The following is a 16,523-nucleotide window of genomic DNA, read 5'->3' as shown; positions in this document are numbered from 1 at the left end:
TGTCCCTCCCCATTTCCGCCTGCCTCCAAAAAGCCTTCTCCGCTCCGGAAAGGGCTAAAGCGCCGTTCGCGGCACAGGCATCTCGATATCAGATTGATTTAACTACATTTTCTGAGAAAAATCAAGCTTTGTGACCGGCCGGCTAGGAACAAGGCCATCCCTCTCCTGTCTGTATCTTGTTGGAGTCCATGTTTCCTTATGAATACCGGCCCCTCCCCCGGCGCTTTTTTCCCTCGTCCGCGTACTCATAGCTGGCCAGCTCATCTGTCCGGTCGAACATCAACTTTCCCCGCTCCCACAGGCGGTAGCGGACGGTGGCGCAGAGGCTCTCGTGGATGGTCCGCTCCATCTGTCCGGAAACAGGGGCCCGGAGGGGCTGTCCGCTCTCCCGGACCAGATCCACTGATAATTCCAAATCTCCCTGTCTTAGACGCGCCCCCTCTTTACCCCACTGGACTACTTTTACTCCCTGGTAGGTGGCCATCCGGTAAGATCTGCCTCCGAACCATATCTGACAGATACAGCCGGTAAACCCTCCCACCAGAATAGGGATGTGGGCAATAGACAGCATGATGCTCCCCTTCTGGCGCTCTTGCCAGCAGCACTGCGTCCACAGGTAGGTCCTGGGGAACGACCTCCCCCTGTCCCCCTCGATATATCCCGTTCCATGGGAGAAATCCAAATACCGCCCGTTCAGGCAGAGCAGCCCCTCCAACGGGTGGGCCATACTCAGCACCGTGTGGACGCACTCCATGGCCGGCACCCGTCGAAAGGGGCCCATAATGTCTGACTCCAGCCTGGTAAACGGGCCGTAACGCAGCTCTCCTTTCAGGGAAAAATCCCCTTCCTCCAAATCCACATAGACTCCGTCCTGGGAAAACCAGTTTCCGCTGACTCGAACCTTAAACTGGTCCGCCCATGCCTGAAACGCCCGTTCTGGGAAAGAGAATATTCTAGTCTGGTCCGCAGTGATCACCTGGATGGTGGCAGAGCGTTCCCCGCCGCGCCGCTGGTGAATCGCCGGGATCAGGGCCAACTCCCCCTCCGGGCCCTGATGCTTTAGATACCAGCCCTCAAAATAGGCCCCACGCCGGCCCGGACCATGGTAGTATTCCATGCTCTCTCCACCTTTTACTCTGTTTAAGATCCATTCCCCCATAGTATATCCCCGCGGGAACAAAATATCAGCGGGACAGGAACCACGCCCCGTCCCGCCAAAGACCTATTCCATTTGAAAGTCCGCCAGATTCTCTTTGGTCACTTTCTGGTAGGAGAGCCAGACGTAGTGGTCCCCGGTCAGCTCCACAGTGTCCCCAGAGTCCTTCACACCGCTCAGTGCCAGTGTGAGGTCCAGCATCGCCCGTGCGATCCCCTCGGCGTCGTTGAGGACCGTGCCGTACAGCGTTCCCTCCGCTACGGCCTGAAGCGCCGGGGCGGTGGCGTCTACCCCCACCACCAGAGGCAGCTCCCAGTCCGTCTGTCCATAGGCGTCTATCGCGCCCAGCGCCATGTCGTCATTGTTGGCGATGACCGCCTCGATCTGGTCCCCAAATTCCTCCAGCCACTGGCCCATTTTTGTGGCGGCCGGCCCCCTCTTCCAGTTTCCGGTGTCGCTTCCCAGTTTCTCCAGCTCCACCCCAGCCTCTGACAACACCTGGATGGAATACTCGGTACGCAGCAGGGCGTCCTGGTGGCCCGGCTCTCCCTCCAGCATCACATACTGGAGGATACCGTCTCCGTTTTTATCCAGCCGCTCCCGGTCGGACAGCCATGCCTTCAGCACCAGTTGCCCCTGAAGGATGCCTCCCTCCTCCGCTCTGGCGCCCACATAGTAGAGCTGATCCCATCGCTCCATATCCTCCGCCACCGGCTGGCGGTTGAAGAAGATCAGGGGCACCCCGGCCTCCTCCGCCTTGTCAATGAGAACCGCCGCCGCGGTGCGGTCCACGATATTGACACACAGCACATCGCAGCCCCAGGTAATCAGCCGGTCCACCTGTTCCAGCTGGGTCGTCTGATTGCTCCTTCCATCAGCCACAGAGAGGTTGATCTTGATGTCCCTGGCCAGTTCCTCCTCCTGGGCGATCCGCTCCAGGTCCTGTACAATGGTGGAGATGAACGTGTCGTCTTGGGTATAAAGCGCCAGCCCCACCCGCAAGGTCTCTGTTTCCGCTCCCTTTTCTGGGCCGCAGCCAGACAGAGGCGCTATGGCTAGCAGGGCCAGCAGCAGGACGGCAACTCCTTTAAGATGTGACTGGGAAGAGTAATTTTTGGTTGTCCGGCTCATAGATGTCCTCCCCTCGGATCAGGAAAAAGGGCGGCGGCTTCATTTCGCTCCGCTCTCCCCTGGCCAGTTTGGCGGCTCCGTCCACCGCCAGATAGCCCGCGGCGTAGTCGCTCCAAGCGGCCACGGCGGACAGGGCGCCCTGATCCAGGGCCGCTACAACGGCGGCGGTCGCGCCTACGCCGTAGAGATCCGCCGAAAGCCCCTCCAGGCTTTTCACACTGGCGGCCGCTTCCGTGGCCGCCGGCTCAAACGTCATCATCTGGGCAGGGCTCAACTGCCTAAGCAGCTCGGGCAGCTGGCTCGCCAGGCTGTCTACAGAGACTGTCTCAACCTGTGTCTCCACCCCAGCCCCGGCCAAGAGATCTTTGGCCGCCGCCAGGCGCTGGGCCACAGCGGTACAGTGGGGAGCGGTGTCAAGCAAAAGCACCGTTCCACCCTTCCAATCCTCCAGTGCCGCCTGGGCCAGACTGGCCCCCATCTCAGCATTGGGGACTACCACGCTCAAATCAGCCCCCTCCAGTGGGGATTCCAATGTGACCACCGGAACGTCCCTGTCCAACTCCCCCAGGCTTTTCTCCAGCGCCGCCGGGTCCGCGGGGGCGACCACCAGAGCGTCCGCGCCCTGCTCGATCTCCCGCTGTAACAGCTCCCACTGCTCCCTGCCGTCGTTGGCGGTGGCCAGGGTCAAAAACCGCAGTTCAGCCCCCAGCTCCCCGGCCGCCTGCTCCATCCCCATACGGGTGTTGGTCCAGAAGGAGCTGTCCTGCTCCCGAATGATGACCGATAGCTCCAGCGGCTGTGGACGCCTGTGCAGTCCAGACATCTGAGGCAGCAGAAGGGTGAGCGCCACAGCGGCTCCCAGAGCTGTCAGGATGGCCAGCTGGATCAGCGCGCTTCTTCTCTTTTTCATGGCACGTCCTCCCGCTGGTACTGAGCCGCCCCGTCCTGATCCAGAGCGGGGAGGCGGATCCGCACAGTGGTCCCCTCGTCGGGTTCGCTGAATATGGTAAGCCCATATCTGTCTCCGAAGGTCAGCCTAATCCGCCGGTGGACATTCCGCACTCCAATCCCCGATCCGCTGGTGCGGATTTCGGGCCTGTCCTCATCCAGCAGAGAGGCGGCCACCTCTGGACGCATCCCCAGCCCGTTGTCCGCTACATCAATGACCAGGTCCTCCCCCTCCCGCCGGGCTGTGACGGTGATGAGGCCGTCGTCCTCCGCTGAGGCCATCCCGTGGTAGATGGCGTTCTCCAAGATAGGCTGTACAATAAGCTTCATGGTATATAGGCCATCGGTCCCAGGCAGGGCATTGATTTGTGTGGTAAATTTGTTTTTATAGCGTATTTGCTGGATATTCATATAGTGGCGGGCGTGCTCCAACTCGTCCGCCAGGGGGATGATGCTCTTTCCCCGGCTGAGAGAGATGCGGAACAGCCGGGCCAAGGAGGTGACCATTTGGATGGCCTCCTCATAGCGGCCCGCCTCGGTCATCCAAATGACGGAATCCAGAGTGTTATAGAGGAAGTGGGGATTGATCTGGGACTGGAGGACCTCCAGCTCACTTCGGCGCTTCTGCCCCTCCTGCTCGATGATGTCGTCCATCAGGTGCCGCATGGTGGACACCATGGACCGGATCGAGTGGCCCAGGCGCTGCACCTCATAGCAACCTCCCTCCTCAATCTCCACGTCCTCCCTGCCCGCCTCCAGCTCCTTGATGGACTGCTCCAGACGGCGGATAGGATCCGAGATATGGGCAGATATCCGGAAATTCAAAAAGGCCATGAGGAAGATAGAGAACAACAGCAGGGACAGCCCAAAAAGGAATATCTGCCGGGAGTCGGAGACAAACCCTCCCTCCACCGGCACGACTCCCACCAGCTTCCAGCCGGTATAGCCCACGGTCTTTACGGTCACCTGGCGGCGTTGGCCCTGGAACTCCTCGCTGTGGGTGCCATCCCGGTAGCGTGCCGCTGCCTGGTTGTTCTCCTCCTGCAGCCCGGAATAGATGAGCTGCTGCCGGGGATGGTAGATCAGCTCGCCGCTGCCGTCAATGAGATACAGGTAGCCCCCATTGGGCAGCTCCACGTTGCGGCACACCTGTTCAATGCCAGCAAAGCCCATATCCACCAGCAGGACACCCCCCTCTGTGGCTCCGTCTCGGGTCAGCTGGACATAGCGGCTGAGGGAAACCACCCACTGGTAGTGGTAGTCCGGGTCCTCGAAGAGATCCTGGACATGGGGTGTAGAGAAATGGAGGTTCTCCTTCTTCTGAAGCGCCGAGAGGAACCAGCCCGTCTGCGTCAGGTCCGCTGGCTGTTTCAGGGTGCTTAACGGAACGGCAGACACCAACCCTCCCCGCAGGTCAAAGAGGGCGATGGACACCAGGGAGTCCCGGTCGTCCTCATATAACAGCTCCATGGGTGCGGTCAGGCTGTCCCGCCCCAGGTCCGCGCTCTTGATAACCCGGTAGTACATGGTGTCGGACACCCGCATCATAGAGCGGAGATAGCTGTCCAGATTCAAATTGACCTGAGCCAGCACCCGCTGGCTGTTCTCCGCCACCAGTTCCCCGGTGGCGGAAGAAAAGCGCCAAAACAGGCTCAGGCCCATAAAGATCATCCCCACCACCGCCACCGTGGTAAAGGAGAGGGAGATAACCATTTGGATGCTCATTTTCTGGTATCGCTGGGCCCAGCGGCTGGTAAACCGCTTTAATATAGAGGTCACTCTCCCCCTCCTCTCTTTTCGTTGACCAGGTCCCCTTTCCTGGGAAAGGGGCAGCGGGCCATGGCCCGCTGTTATGCCCATCCGGCGGATGGTGTCAGCCCGTCTGTCCCGCCCTGAATTTGGAGGGGGACACACCGAACCGGCGCTTGAACACATAGCTGAAATAGTTGGGGTCAGTATAACCTGTTTGCTCCGCGATAAGGTAGGTCTTTTCCTCTGTTTCCTGCAGGAGCTGGGCGGCCCGCTCCATCCGCACCTCAGTCAGATAGGCGATGAAGCTCATCCCCACCTCCCGTTTGAAGAGGGTGGAAAAATAGGTGGGCGACAGGTGGAGATAGGAGCAAAGGGTTTCTACGCTCAAATCCCCATCCCCATAGTTCCGGGCAATAAAATCCTTGGCCCGCTCCACCGTCTTCCAGGTGGAGTCTGTCCGCTGCTGCCCCAGCAGCTCCCGCAGCTTCAGGCCGCCCTTTACCAGCCACCGCTCCAGTTCATCCAGCGAGGAAAAATCCGTGATGGAGATCGCCCCGGTAAAGCCGGACCCAAACACCCGCTCCAGCTCCACCCCGCCTCCTCTGGCTAGTTTGATCAGACAGGTCATGGTTTCCAGGAAAAACAGGTGGCACTGGGGCAAAGAGAGCCCCGCCTCGCGGACCCGGTCCATCAGTGTACGAATGGTCCGCTCCACCTCTTCTTGGCTTCCCAGCTTGATCGCCGCTGCCAGTTGGCGCTGGTCCTCCTCCTCGAAGGCCAGCCGGACCGTGTGGTCCGGCTCCATATCGCCGATATAGATGACCTGTACGCTCCCCTTCAGCACACGGTAATCCAGGGCGGAACGGGCCCCCTCGGCCGAGGAATGGAGCTCCTCCGGCCCATCGCAGGGCAAGCCCACCCCCACGGTCAGCGACATCCCCAGATAGCTGTAAGCCAGGGCACACAGCCGCCCCAGCTCCTCAATCAGGGGATATATCCCCTGATCTCCCATATGGGCCAGCAGAGCCACTGTATCATTATACAGGATGGCCCGGATGGTACAGCCCTCCAAGGCAAAATGCTCCTCCAAAAACGCCCGGACAGACAGGAGGAGCAGTTCATCCCGCTCCGGCTTTCCCGCTTCGTTGAGGCAGTCCACCTGGACTAGCGCCGCCGCCCAAGTCCCCTGAGGCAGTTCAATCTCGTATCGGCCCGCCCGCTCCTGAATCAGATCAGCCCGTATCTGTCCATCCAGCAGCCGGGCGTAGAACATTTCACGCAGCACGGGCAGGCTCTCCTCATACCGGCGGCGGAGGGTCTCCATATCCCGCCGCTCCAGCCGCTGCCGGTCCAGCTGGTCCTTCAGCTTGTTCAGCACATCCATCAGCTCAGGGGCGTTGATGGGCTTCAGGATATATTCGGATACGTCCATACCGATGGCCTGGCGGGCGTATTCAAAATCGTCAAAACCGGAGAATACTACTAGTTTAGCCGCCGGAAGGGACTGTTTCAAGCGGCGGCACAGCTCCAAGCCATCCATAAATGGCATTTTGATATCAGTGAGGACCACGTCCGGCCTGAGCTGCTCGGCCAGCTCCAGGGCCTCCTGGCCGTTCTCTGCCTCGCCCACCAGGGCGAAGCCCAGACTGCTCCAGTCGATCTTGCGGCTGATGCCGGCGCGGATCTCCTCCTCGTCGTCGGCCAGCAGCACACGGTAGGGCTCCATAGTGACCCCTCCTTTGGAAAGAGTATAGCACAGGTCTGCCAAGCTATTCAAGGGCCTCCCTTCTTTCCCACAGAAGAAAGGCGCCCGTCCGCCGTGTGGTGGATGGGCGCCCAAAAGGCCAGAGGAACGTGCGGTAGAAATTACTTTTTCACCAGATATTTGCGCATATCCAGAGCGCAGGCAAAGAGGATGATCCCGCCCTTGATGGCATACTGCAGATTCTGGTCCATGCCCACCAGAGGCAGGGCCACGAAAATCAGGCGCAGCATGATAACACCGATGACGATGCCGCTGATCTTACCGATGCCGCCTACAAAGGACACGCCGCCAATGACGCAGGCCGCGATGGCGTCCAGCTCGTAGTTGACGCCGGTGTTGGCGGTGTTGGAGGCGATACGGGCGGACTCCACGAAGCCGGCCCAGCCGTACATGGCGCCAGCCAGGGCAAAGACGGCGATGGTGGTGGCAAACACGTTGACGCCGGACACACGGGCGGCCTCCTCATTGGCGCCCAGGGCAAACATGTTCTTTCCGAAGGTCGTCTTGTTCCAGATGAACCACATCAGAACGGTCAGCAGCACAGCGTAGATCACATAGTTGGGGATCTGAATGGATCCGAAGGTCAGCAGAGGGGGATTGCCCACCACGAAGTTGCGGTAGCCCTGATCCAGACCGGAGATGGCCATGCCGTTGTTGTTGCCCTGCTGAACATATAGCAGAAGGATAGTGTACAGGATCAGCTGGGTCGCCAGGGTGACGATGAAGGGGTGCAGCTTGAACTTAGCCACAAAGAAACCGTTAAAGGCGCCGATCAGAGCGCCGATGCCCACCACGATCAGGATGACCAGGGGGATGGGCAGGGTGCCGATATTGGGCCACATCTTGTTGGCGGCGTCGCTGGCCTGGAGCAGGGAGGCGGCCACACAGGCGGTGATGCCCACGGCCCGACCGGCGGACAGGTCGGTGCCGGTCAGCACGATGCAGCCGGCGATGCCCAGCGCCACAGGCAGATAGGCCGCGGTCAGGGACAGCAGGTTGACCAGAGAGCGGGGGGCCAGGAAAGAAGGCTGGGTGATCGCCACATAGGCGGCCACCGCCAGCATAATGATGATCAGGGCATTGTTCAGCAGGGCGTTGCCGACCTGCTTGGCGTCAATGCCTTTCGCCTTGGCGGCGAGCTGCTTGGATTCGTTACTCATGAATCGTTTCCTCCTCTTTACACATACTTCGCCGCCAGGGTGAGGATCTCCTCCTGGCTGGTGTTCTTCGCGTCTACCTCACCGGCTACCTGACCGCCGGACATGACGATGATGCGGTCGCATACGCCCAGCAGCTCAGGCATCTCGGAAGATACCATAATGACCCCCTTGCCCTCGTTGGCCAGGTCGATGATGAGTTGATAGATCTCGTATTTGGCTCCCACGTCGATGCCACGAGTGGGCTCGTCCAGCAGAAGGATCTCCGGCTTGGTCAGCAGCCAGCGGCCGATGATGACCTTTTGCTGATTGCCACCGGATAGAGAACGGATCTGGGTCCTCTGGCTGGGCGTTTTGATGTGCATGGCCTGGATGGCCCAGTCGGTGTCCTCTTTCATCTTCTTGTCGCTAAGATAGGCCAGACGGCCAAAGCCCACCAGGTAATTTTTGATATTGGAGATGACGGTGTTCTCCTTGATATCCCGAATGCCGAAGATGCCGGTGGCCCGGCGCTCCTCGGTAAGGAGGGCAAAGCCGTTTTTGATGGATTCTCTGGGGGTCCGGTTCTGAATCTGCTTACCGTGGAGGGTAATAGTTCCCCCCTGTCGGGTCATGGCGCCGAACAGATTTTCCAGCACCTCGGTCCGGCCGGAGCCGTCCAGACCGGCGATACCCAGCACCTCACCCTTTTTCAGTTGGAAAGTAGCGTCCTTCAGCCGGGTATATTTTCCCGCAATATGCTGGACGTCCAGGATCACCTCTCCCGGCTTGTTGGTCTTGGGCGGGAAGCGGTTGGTCAGCTCACGGCCCACCATCAGCCGGATGATCTCGTCCATGGTCAGCTCCTTGGCTGGCTTGGTAGCCACCCAGGTGCCGTCCCGCATAATGGTGACATCATCACTGATCCGCAGAATCTCCTCCATCTTGTGGCTGATATAGATGATGCCGCAGCCCCGGTCCCGCAGCATATTGATGATCCGGAACAGGTGCTCCACTTCAGTCTCTGTCAGGGAGGAGGTGGGCTCGTCAAAGACGATAATCTTGGAATTATAGGATACTGCCTTGGCGATCTCCACCATCTGGCGCTGGGAAACGGGCAGCGTGGACATCACAGCATTGGGGTCCACCTCTACCTCTAAGGTCTCAAAAATCTCCTTTGTGCGCTGGTCCATTATGCGCTCGCTGACCACAAATCCGGCTACTTTAGGATACCGGCCCAGCCACAGGTTGTCCTTCACCGTGCGGGTCAGGGCCTGGTTCAGCTCCTGGTGCACCATGGCCACACCATTCTCCAGGGCCTCTTTTGAGCTTCTGAAATTGATCTCCTTGCCGTCCAGCGTGATGGTACCCGCGTCTCTGTGATAGATGCCGAACAGGCACTTCATCAGGGTGGACTTACCGGCTCCGTTCTCCCCCATCAAGGCATGGACTGTACCAGGACGGACAGTAAGATTGACGCCGTCCAGCGCCTTGACGCCCGGGAATTCCTTGCAGATGCCGCGCATCTCCAGCAGTGCTGGCTGCTCCATATTGTTCCTCCTCTCTCTTGGTGAAGCTTCCGCTTCATACGCGCCCGGTACAGGCCGCGTCTCAAGCGGGAGCTTCACTTGGAGAGCGGGGCTGCCATCCGGCAGCCCCGCTCGCTTTGGGTCGTTTCTATTGGGGCCGATTCAGCTTTGCCACCAGTCCTTAGTCCTGGGTAGTAGCGTCATACATGGCGTAAGGCACGCGGATCTTAGCCACATCAGCGTCAATGGTGAAGGAATCGGTATTGGCCATCAGCTCAACGCCGTCCTGAACGTTCTTGACCAGGGTGACGATGGTGGAGGCCATGCCCACGGCGTCCTGCTTGATGGAACCGGTCATGTTGCCAGCCTTGATCAGAGCCTTGGCGGAGTCGGTGGCGTCAACGCCGAACACGGGGATGATGGTGGTGCCCTCGCCGTTGTTATAGCCCACGTTCTGCAGAGCGGCGATAGCGCCCTCGGCCATACCATCGTTGTTGCAGATGACCAGCTCGATCATGTTGTTGTTGCCCTCGTTATAGGAGCCCAGCAGAGACACCATGTAGTCGTTGGCAGCCTGAGCGGACCACTTGCCGGCCTGGTCAACCAGGTACTTGGTGGAAGCGGAGGCATCGTAGTAAGCCAGCTCGGGCTTGCCGCCGGCAGTCAGGATGGCGTTGGCGTCCTCAACGGCGAACTGGGTGCGGGCCTCAGCCTCAGCGTTGGCCTCCTGGCCCTTGAACATCACATAGGAGATGGTGCCGTCGCCGTTCAGGTCCACGGCGTCGTAGTTGGCCATCAGGTAGTTGCCGATCATCTCACCCTGCATATGGCCGGCGTCGGGGGCGTTGGTACCCACGAAGGCGCACTTCTCATAGCTGTTGATCACCTCATTGTCGGCGACCTCGCGGTTGAAGAAGATGACGGGGATGTCAGCGGAGCGGGCGGCCTCAACGATATCCTTGGCGGGATCGGAAGTGGAGGTCTCCACGATGTTGACGATCAGAAGATCGGAACCGGCGGTGATGGCGGTGTTGACCTGGTCAGTCTGGGTGGGCTGGGAGCCGGCGCCGTCCCAGTTGTTGGGCTCAATGCCCAGGGCCTTCAGCTGCTCGTCCATGGACGCACGGACGCTGGAGATATAGATATCGGAGAAGTCATAGTAGAACACGTCTACCCGCATATCGCTGGCGGGAGTGGCAGTCCCCTGAGAGGTGCTGCCGGCGGCGCTGCCAGCAGAGCTGCCGGCGTTGCTGTTCGAGCTGTTGTTGTCCTTGCTGCCACATCCGGCAAACAGGCCGATCATCATGACAGCGGCCAGAGCAAGTGCAAGCTTCTTTTTCATTGTTATTCCTCCTGTTTCGTTCAGTTGGCGTCTTACGTAGACTCGCTGAAAAAACCGACGTTTCTTTCAGCGTCCTTATTCTAATCGTTTCTCGCCGCAAAAACGATAGAAAAAACTACGAACTTCTATAAAAAAACTTGGTTTCGTGAGCAAACAAGAGAAAAATTTTCCGAAAAAAGACGAACCCAGCCCTTTTACCCTTACAGTATACCCCTCATTTCTCCTGCCTTACACCACAAATTGAAGCAATAAAAAAGACGGCCTTGAACAGGTCGTCCTTCGTGCAGGGGAATTAAAGCAGATCAGACTGATCAGGGTGCTCCTTGAACCACTTTGCCGCGTAGCTACAGGTTGCCTTGGCACGCAGGCCCTCCATCCGGATCTGCCGCACGGCAGCATCCAGCAGCTGGCCGGCCACCCCCTGTCCCCGCAGGGACTGGTCTACAAAGGTGTGGTCAATGTCAGCCACCCCCTCTGAAACGGGGAATGTGACCTCTGCCACCAGCTTTCCCTGTTCATCCAAGGCAAAAATGCGCTCCCGCTCATGCTGAAACTCCATATCCATCACCTCTTAAAAGGTAGTATACCTTACTTTCAGATAGAAGGCAAGACAGGACCATCTTTCTTTTTTTGCTTTCAAAATAAAAAAATAAAAAAATTCTATTGACAATTTTCTATCCTCTGCTATAATAACATTCGTGCTTGCGACAGCAGGCACAAATAGCGGGATTGTGTAAGGGTAGCACGACAGACTCTGACTCTGTTTGTGAGGGTTCGAATCCTTCTCCCGCTGCCAAGCTAAAATTCCCTGAAAGTGCTTTATTTCCAGTGCTTTCAGGGAATTTTTCTTTCTCCTTCAAAGGCAGAGAAAATATCTTTTTAGTGCCTGTTTGTGCCTTTAAGTGGTGGAAAATGTGGTGGAAAAGTATTTTTACTTTACAGAATAGTCCGCCCCCAATTTTGAGGGCGGACTTTTTTATCTTACGATGTACTTATAATACTTCGCCAGTTTATCGGGACCAGCGTCCTTGTCGTCCAGGAATGCTTTCGCCATATCGACATAGAAGTCGATCTTATCCCCGACTCCGAATTTCTTGGCCACTTTAACATAATCGGAATAGATCATATTGAGTGCGGCCCAAAATTCGTAGGGATCATAACCTAGACTCCGTTGTGCCATGACCTGTTTTGCCTGGTCGAATGTCCAATGGGCTCCATTTGTTCCATCCTCATTCTCCATGTGGCTGGTCCACTCATCGGCCATTTGCTGGTCAAACTTTGGGGAATAATTGCTGTCAGAATATCCACTCATAGCACGATGGCCAGGAATGTGGTCCATCTCTCGATACTGAGGCACGCTCGCATCGGAACTTCCCATTTGTACCCAGTCACGATTGAACCCGATTGGACGGCCCTCGTATCTATCGTTTATCGGCCAATGCTGGTTCTCGTCAAAATGGCCCATGGGTTGGTCATGGTAGGGAAGATAGCGCCCCATATCAGGCCCATACATATCAGACCTGGGCGCAAACCGTCCGTCTGAATATCTGCGATATCCTCTGTCCTCCGGTTCCATCATTGCGGACATTGGGGCATACCGTCCATTGTCGTAGTGCTCACGGCCAGTGCGGTCGCGGAAGCGGTCCTCTACCCGGTCAGGATACGGATAGCGGTCTTTAGCCCGCCAATCATCATACTCAAACCCGAAATGGCGGCCTTTTTCTTTCCCCTGGTTCATCAGAAGCATTTTAGTAGATCGTTTCATACTGTATCCCTCCTTTATGTCGCAGGGGCAGCGGCGGTCCCACCGTCAATGCTGGAAAGGTTGTTGCTGGGGGAGCAGCAGGGAGCGCCCAGCATACGGAACGAGCCGCCGGTGGGAGTAGTAACCACACAGACAGAGTAGCGGGTGCGGGTACGAATACCACATGCGGTTACCTGAGCACAGCTACGCTTGGTCAGCGGGTAGAGCGTTGTCCCGGTCCCGATGGTGATATATACCGGAGCATTGATAGTGGCAGTTTCAGGGATTGCCTGGGCCACAACAATACAATACTTCTCTCCGTTGTTGTAGGCCCCAGCCGGAAGGTTGATCTCCAGATTCCCACCAGTAAAGACGACAGCCTGTGAGAGCACAAGCCGGTCACAGAGCTTACATACAGGTTTGCAAGACATATATTTTACCTCCAAAAATCAGGGGCGGCAGACTGTTGCCCACCGCCCCGAAATAGTCACGGCAGAGCCGGAAATTTAAAGTGGTCGAAATCGACCAGTTTAGCAGCCACAGCCGCAGCCGCTGTTATAGGCCCCGCAGTAGGGATAAGGGGCGGGCACCTGATAGGCAGGCACGGGCATGGGATTGATGCGCCGGATCAGTTCAGAGGTCTGAGCGTCCAGAGTGGCAGTCAGATAGCTGTTCTGGTTAGCCTGAGACGCAGCCAGCTTGAGGGACTGATTCTCAGCCTGGAGGGAATCAATCTTGCTCTGAGTCAGGAAATCCAGGATGGCACGGGTGTTGGAATTGTTGTTTTCCAAAATATCGCGGGTGCTGCCCTGGATAGTGTTCTGAATGGCGCAGGTGTTGGTGGCCATGTTGTAATTCACACCGTCAATGGCCCGCTGGGTCTGGCAGCAACAATCCTGAGCCTGCGCGGCCATGTTGCACATCTGGGACTGGATGCCGTTGAAGCCCTGAAGCAGAGCAACATTGGTGTTATTGAAGCCGTTGGTGATGCTGTTGTTTAGGGCATAGGTGCTGTCACAGATGCCCTGCTGAATAGCAGAGATGCCGCGCTCCACACCGTTGAAGGCAATGGCCTCGTTTACATCGGCACGGGTAGCAAGGCCCTGGAGACCAGGATCAGTGCTGGCACCGCCACCGCCGAAGCCGCCGAAACCGCCTCGGCCCCAGCCAAAGATCATGGCGAAGATGATGATAGCCCACCAGCCGTCACCGCCCCAAAAGCCGCCATTGTTACAGTTTCCGCCGTTGGAATCGCTGCCCAGCGCATAGCCAGTCGCAAAATCGTTATCCATTGTATATACTCCTTTATCAGTTATTACATCGGGGCCGTACGCTCCCCGGATGTTTCCAAAGAGCGGTTTTTATCAAGACCCGAAAACTGATAAAGTGATTTATTTACTTAGGCAATGTGAGCCCCATCTGTCTGGCCATTTGGTCAAGATCCACGCCCCGCTCTTTTGCCATGTTTTCCGCAATCTGGCGGAGCTGCTGCGGATTCTTTCCCTGAATCAGCCGCATAGCTTGGGCGGCCTGTGGATTCTGTCCAGCCATCTGTTGAAGCATTTGCATGGGATTTCCGCCGTTCCGTGCCATCTGGAGCATTGCCATCATTGGATTATTCATCATTGGAGGCATCATTCTTTTTCACTGCCTTTCCAGTAGGTTTTTTCAACCTATCAACCTCGTCCTTTAAATTTTGTACTGTGTCCTTCATGTCTATAAACTCATCCAGCGGGGCAAAGGCCGCTACCTGAGTGGGTACCTGTTCCTGTTTCTCTCTAGGCGTGTCGAGCTTAAATTCAAACACATCAGCCGACCCACTGTTGGTATTGAACCGCTTCATGTAGACCACACTATGAGCAAGGTCCGGGAAAAACATGGGGGCACCCATAAAGTCCACTGGGACACCCAATGCTTCCTCTTTGGAGGCAACAGGACGGCAGAAAAAGTTGGGCTGTGTGTTTGTACTCCCAACTGTCTGGGCGGACTGTACAGGCTGTGGAACGGGCTGCTGCATAGGTTGGTAGACCTGCGGAGCGGGCGCAAACGGAGTTACAGGGTTGTAGCCGCCGTAAGCGGGGTATGTATAATTAGGAAATCCGGCCATCGGCTGGCACCCCCTTCCTTGCTTCTACCTCATTCAGATACTTTTCCAAACCATAATCATCCCCCTGTGCCCGAAACCACATAATGGTTTCCCTGGCGCAATCGGGCCGGATGCCAGCGGCAATCAATCTCTCTACCGGGGTCATATATCACACGTCCTTTGTATAAAAATAAGGAGTCCGTGAGGAGGGCGGCGACGTGTACCAACCCTTGATCCTCACGTCCTCCATGTCTATATTGTCGCATAAAAATTCCCCGGCTGGGTACGGTCCCAGTCGGGGTTGTGTACGTTTTATGTACGGTTTGTGTAGAGCTTGGCGGATACATTTTTCACCCGTTCCAAAATATGTTTAAGGTGGTCTCCCACCGTGGCCCTGCGCCATCCCAGCTCCGCCGCAATATCCATTTGACACCATTTGTCAATAAGATATCGTCTGGCGATCAGTTCATCGTCCCGGTGGAGTGCGGCCTCGTGGATGGCCTCCTCCAGTTGAGAGCGCAAGAGCTTATCCAGCGGGTCAGGCAGCTTCACTCTTGCGCTCATTGGTTCACGTCCTTTTTACAGATTCGATACTACTGTTGCCAGCTCCTGCCTTGTCACAAAGTCCTGGGGCCGCTCAATGCTTCCGTTGACTTCGTCCATGCGACCAGCGTCAATGGCTTTGTTGATATAGGGGACAGCCCACTGGCTGGCTGGCTGTGTGCCCAGCTCCCGCCGATAGCGGTCCATGTACTCCTTCCACTGCTCGTATGTCACAGTTTCATCCTCTCCTTCCATCCACCGGGCTACATCCGCCCGGAAATCATCCATGGTCTTGCCGAATTTAGGGAACCAGTGAAGGACATCACCGTGGTTACTGGCGATCCCTCTGCGGTAGCCCTCCTGATGGCAGATTACCACTCCGTCAGCCAACGGGTCCAGGTTATACTCTTTGCAGAGAGAGGCGGTCAGCTCCACGGCCTCCTGGTACACCGCCTTAAAATAGCTGGCATCCTCCAGGCCGTCCTCGCAGATCTCAAAGGAAATGTGGGTATCATTTGCACTGCCGTTCTTCCCTCGGCCACAGTGCCAGCCACGGCGATTCCATGGAAGGGTCTGCACTGTCCCCACCAATCCGTCGGCAAATCTGCCTACAAAGGCGTGGGCGCACTTTTCCAGTCCGGGCCTGTCCCAATCATTCCCGTACTGATTCCGGCCAATTACATCATCTCCGGGCACATAGCGGGCCACAGAGGGGTTATTAGCCCCCGTCGAGTGTATCATTATTCCCAGCGGCCGGATGGTCCTCCCGGCCCTGTAACAGTCGTTCTTGGTCAAATACTGTTTTCGTAATCTCATGGTCTTCCTCCATTGACATATCAGGGCGTGTGCTGTAATATGCGGATAAGGGAGTGATAAAAATGCATGATTACAAATTGCTTTGCCACTTTTTGAGGCAGGCAGAAACTGCTTTCAGCCTATCAGTGGACACAAACCAGGAATTTTCTGCACTAGCAGACAAGTTCGAGTCCGGCAACGCCACAAACGAAGACCGGGAAATGGCCCTCAGAATCCTGACAAATGCCAGGGAGAACTTTTCCTCCATGCCGGACAGTGAGGAGAAAATGACTGGGATGTTAGAGACCGCCCTGATTATTCAACAGCTAAATATGGAGCTAAAGGCACCCTGATTGGGTGCTTTTTTATTATTCTCTTTCCGCTTCCTCTTTGGCGGCCTCATCCTCCGCCACGCCAGTAGCCACGGCGGCCTCAAACGCCTCCTTGTCAGGGAAGGCGGCGGCCAACTCCGGCCCATGGCGGCCAGTAAACTCACGAATCTCCTTGGCCTCCTCGTGGGTAATCTCAGGGTGCTTCTTCAGGAGCATGGGCATGCCTACGGTAGCCAAATCGGGGGCGTCGTTCTTCTCAGTGAT

General features: G+C 57.0%; 19 protein-coding genes and 1 tRNA gene. 2 read left to right on the top strand and 18 right to left on the bottom strand.

Features of this window, described 5'->3' with window-relative positions; translation table 11 throughout:
- Nucleotides 1-196 precede the first annotated feature (196 nt).
- The 9 genes from H8S11_RS05255 to H8S11_RS05215 form a co-directional block, all read right to left on the bottom strand.
- Nucleotides 197-1,117, bottom strand: coding sequence for a tocopherol cyclase family protein (locus tag H8S11_RS05255; RefSeq protein ID WP_186852459.1), 921 nt, complete (start codon nt 1,115-1,117; stop codon nt 197-199).
- Between the two features lie 105 nt (nt 1,118-1,222).
- A complete protein-coding gene (locus H8S11_RS05250) occupies nt 1,223-2,287 on the bottom strand; it encodes a galactose ABC transporter substrate-binding protein (protein ID WP_147571233.1) in 1,065 nt (354 codons plus the stop codon).
- Nucleotides 2,244-3,197, bottom strand: coding sequence for a sugar ABC transporter substrate-binding protein (locus H8S11_RS05245; protein ID WP_186852458.1), 954 nt, complete (start codon nt 3,195-3,197; stop codon nt 2,244-2,246). The genes H8S11_RS05250 and H8S11_RS05245 overlap by 44 nt, the downstream gene beginning before the upstream one ends.
- Nucleotides 3,194-4,960, bottom strand: a complete 1,767-nt coding sequence (locus tag H8S11_RS05240; RefSeq protein WP_240288908.1) for a cache domain-containing sensor histidine kinase — start codon at nt 4,958-4,960, stop codon at nt 3,194-3,196. The genes H8S11_RS05245 and H8S11_RS05240 overlap by 4 nt, the downstream gene beginning before the upstream one ends.
- 148 nt (nt 4,961-5,108) lie before the next feature.
- Nucleotides 5,109-6,713: a response regulator gene (locus tag H8S11_RS05235; protein WP_186852456.1), complete on the bottom strand. Its 1,605-nt coding sequence runs from the start codon at nt 6,711-6,713 to the stop codon at nt 5,109-5,111.
- A 140-nt stretch (nt 6,714-6,853) separates the two neighbouring features.
- Nucleotides 6,854-7,912, bottom strand: coding sequence for a galactose/methyl galactoside ABC transporter permease MglC (locus H8S11_RS05230; RefSeq protein WP_147571236.1), 1,059 nt, complete (start codon nt 7,910-7,912; stop codon nt 6,854-6,856).
- A gap of 17 nt (nt 7,913-7,929) precedes the next feature.
- A complete protein-coding gene (locus H8S11_RS05225; RefSeq protein WP_147571237.1) occupies nt 7,930-9,438 on the bottom strand; it encodes a sugar ABC transporter ATP-binding protein in 1,509 nt (502 codons plus the stop codon).
- 160 nt (nt 9,439-9,598) lie between these two features.
- Complete coding sequence (locus H8S11_RS05220) at nt 9,599-10,759, bottom strand: galactose ABC transporter substrate-binding protein (RefSeq protein ID WP_186852455.1); 1,161 nt, start codon at nt 10,757-10,759, stop codon at nt 9,599-9,601.
- A 292-nt stretch (nt 10,760-11,051) separates the two neighbouring features.
- Entirely contained in the window at nt 11,052-11,318 is a 267-nt protein-coding gene (locus tag H8S11_RS05215; protein WP_186852454.1) for a GNAT family N-acetyltransferase, read from the bottom strand.
- A 163-nt stretch (nt 11,319-11,481) separates the two neighbouring features.
- Here H8S11_RS05215 and H8S11_RS05210 point away from each other — a divergent pair.
- A tRNA-Gln gene (locus H8S11_RS05210) sits at nt 11,482-11,555 on the top strand.
- Between the two features lie 180 nt (nt 11,556-11,735).
- Here H8S11_RS05210 and H8S11_RS05205 read toward each other — a convergent pair.
- The 8 genes from H8S11_RS05205 to H8S11_RS05170 form a co-directional block, all read right to left on the bottom strand.
- On the bottom strand, nt 11,736-12,524 hold the full coding sequence (locus H8S11_RS05205) for a DUF7841 family protein (RefSeq protein WP_186852453.1): 789 nt from the start codon (nt 12,522-12,524) through the stop codon (nt 11,736-11,738).
- A gap of 14 nt (nt 12,525-12,538) precedes the next feature.
- On the bottom strand, nt 12,539-12,934 hold the full coding sequence (locus H8S11_RS05200; protein ID WP_186852452.1) for a hypothetical protein: 396 nt from the start codon (nt 12,932-12,934) through the stop codon (nt 12,539-12,541).
- Nucleotides 12,935-13,033: 99 nt separating this feature from the next.
- Nucleotides 13,034-13,795 (bottom strand): hypothetical protein, encoded by a 762-nt coding sequence (locus H8S11_RS05195; RefSeq protein WP_186852451.1) that lies wholly within the window; start codon nt 13,793-13,795, stop codon nt 13,034-13,036.
- A gap of 103 nt (nt 13,796-13,898) precedes the next feature.
- Nucleotides 13,899-14,114, bottom strand: coding sequence for a hypothetical protein (locus H8S11_RS05190; RefSeq protein WP_186852450.1), 216 nt, complete (start codon nt 14,112-14,114; stop codon nt 13,899-13,901).
- Between the two features lie 4 nt (nt 14,115-14,118).
- On the bottom strand, nt 14,119-14,610 hold the full coding sequence (locus tag H8S11_RS05185) for a hypothetical protein (protein WP_186852449.1): 492 nt from the start codon (nt 14,608-14,610) through the stop codon (nt 14,119-14,121).
- Complete coding sequence (locus tag H8S11_RS05180) at nt 14,594-14,755, bottom strand: hypothetical protein (protein WP_186852448.1); 162 nt, start codon at nt 14,753-14,755, stop codon at nt 14,594-14,596. Before H8S11_RS05180 ends, H8S11_RS05185 begins: the two co-directional genes overlap by 17 nt.
- A gap of 146 nt (nt 14,756-14,901) precedes the next feature.
- Nucleotides 14,902-15,153: a hypothetical protein gene (locus tag H8S11_RS05175; RefSeq protein WP_186852447.1), complete on the bottom strand. Its 252-nt coding sequence runs from the start codon at nt 15,151-15,153 to the stop codon at nt 14,902-14,904.
- Nucleotides 15,154-15,168: 15 nt separating this feature from the next.
- Nucleotides 15,169-15,948 carry a peptidoglycan recognition protein family protein gene (locus H8S11_RS05170; protein ID WP_186852446.1) on the bottom strand — a complete coding sequence of 260 codons (780 nt, stop codon included), beginning with the start codon at nt 15,946-15,948 and terminating at the stop codon, nt 15,169-15,171.
- Nucleotides 15,949-16,073: 125 nt separating this feature from the next.
- Here H8S11_RS05170 and H8S11_RS05165 point away from each other — a divergent pair, with 125 nt between their 5' ends.
- Nucleotides 16,074-16,280: a hypothetical protein gene (locus H8S11_RS05165; protein ID WP_186852445.1), complete on the top strand. Its 207-nt coding sequence runs from the start codon at nt 16,074-16,076 to the stop codon at nt 16,278-16,280.
- Between the two features lie 15 nt (nt 16,281-16,295).
- On the opposite strand, the gene H8S11_RS05160 is transcribed toward H8S11_RS05165, so the two are convergent.
- On the bottom strand, nt 16,296-16,523 hold a 228-nt coding region (locus H8S11_RS05160), incomplete at its 5' end, for a hypothetical protein (RefSeq protein WP_186852444.1).

Source organism: Flintibacter hominis (genome assembly GCF_014287965.1).
GTDB lineage: Bacteria > Bacillota > Clostridia > Oscillospirales > Oscillospiraceae > Lawsonibacter > Lawsonibacter aceti.
Note: the sequence above shows the minus strand (reverse complement) of the source record. Positions and strands in the feature narration are given on the sequence as shown.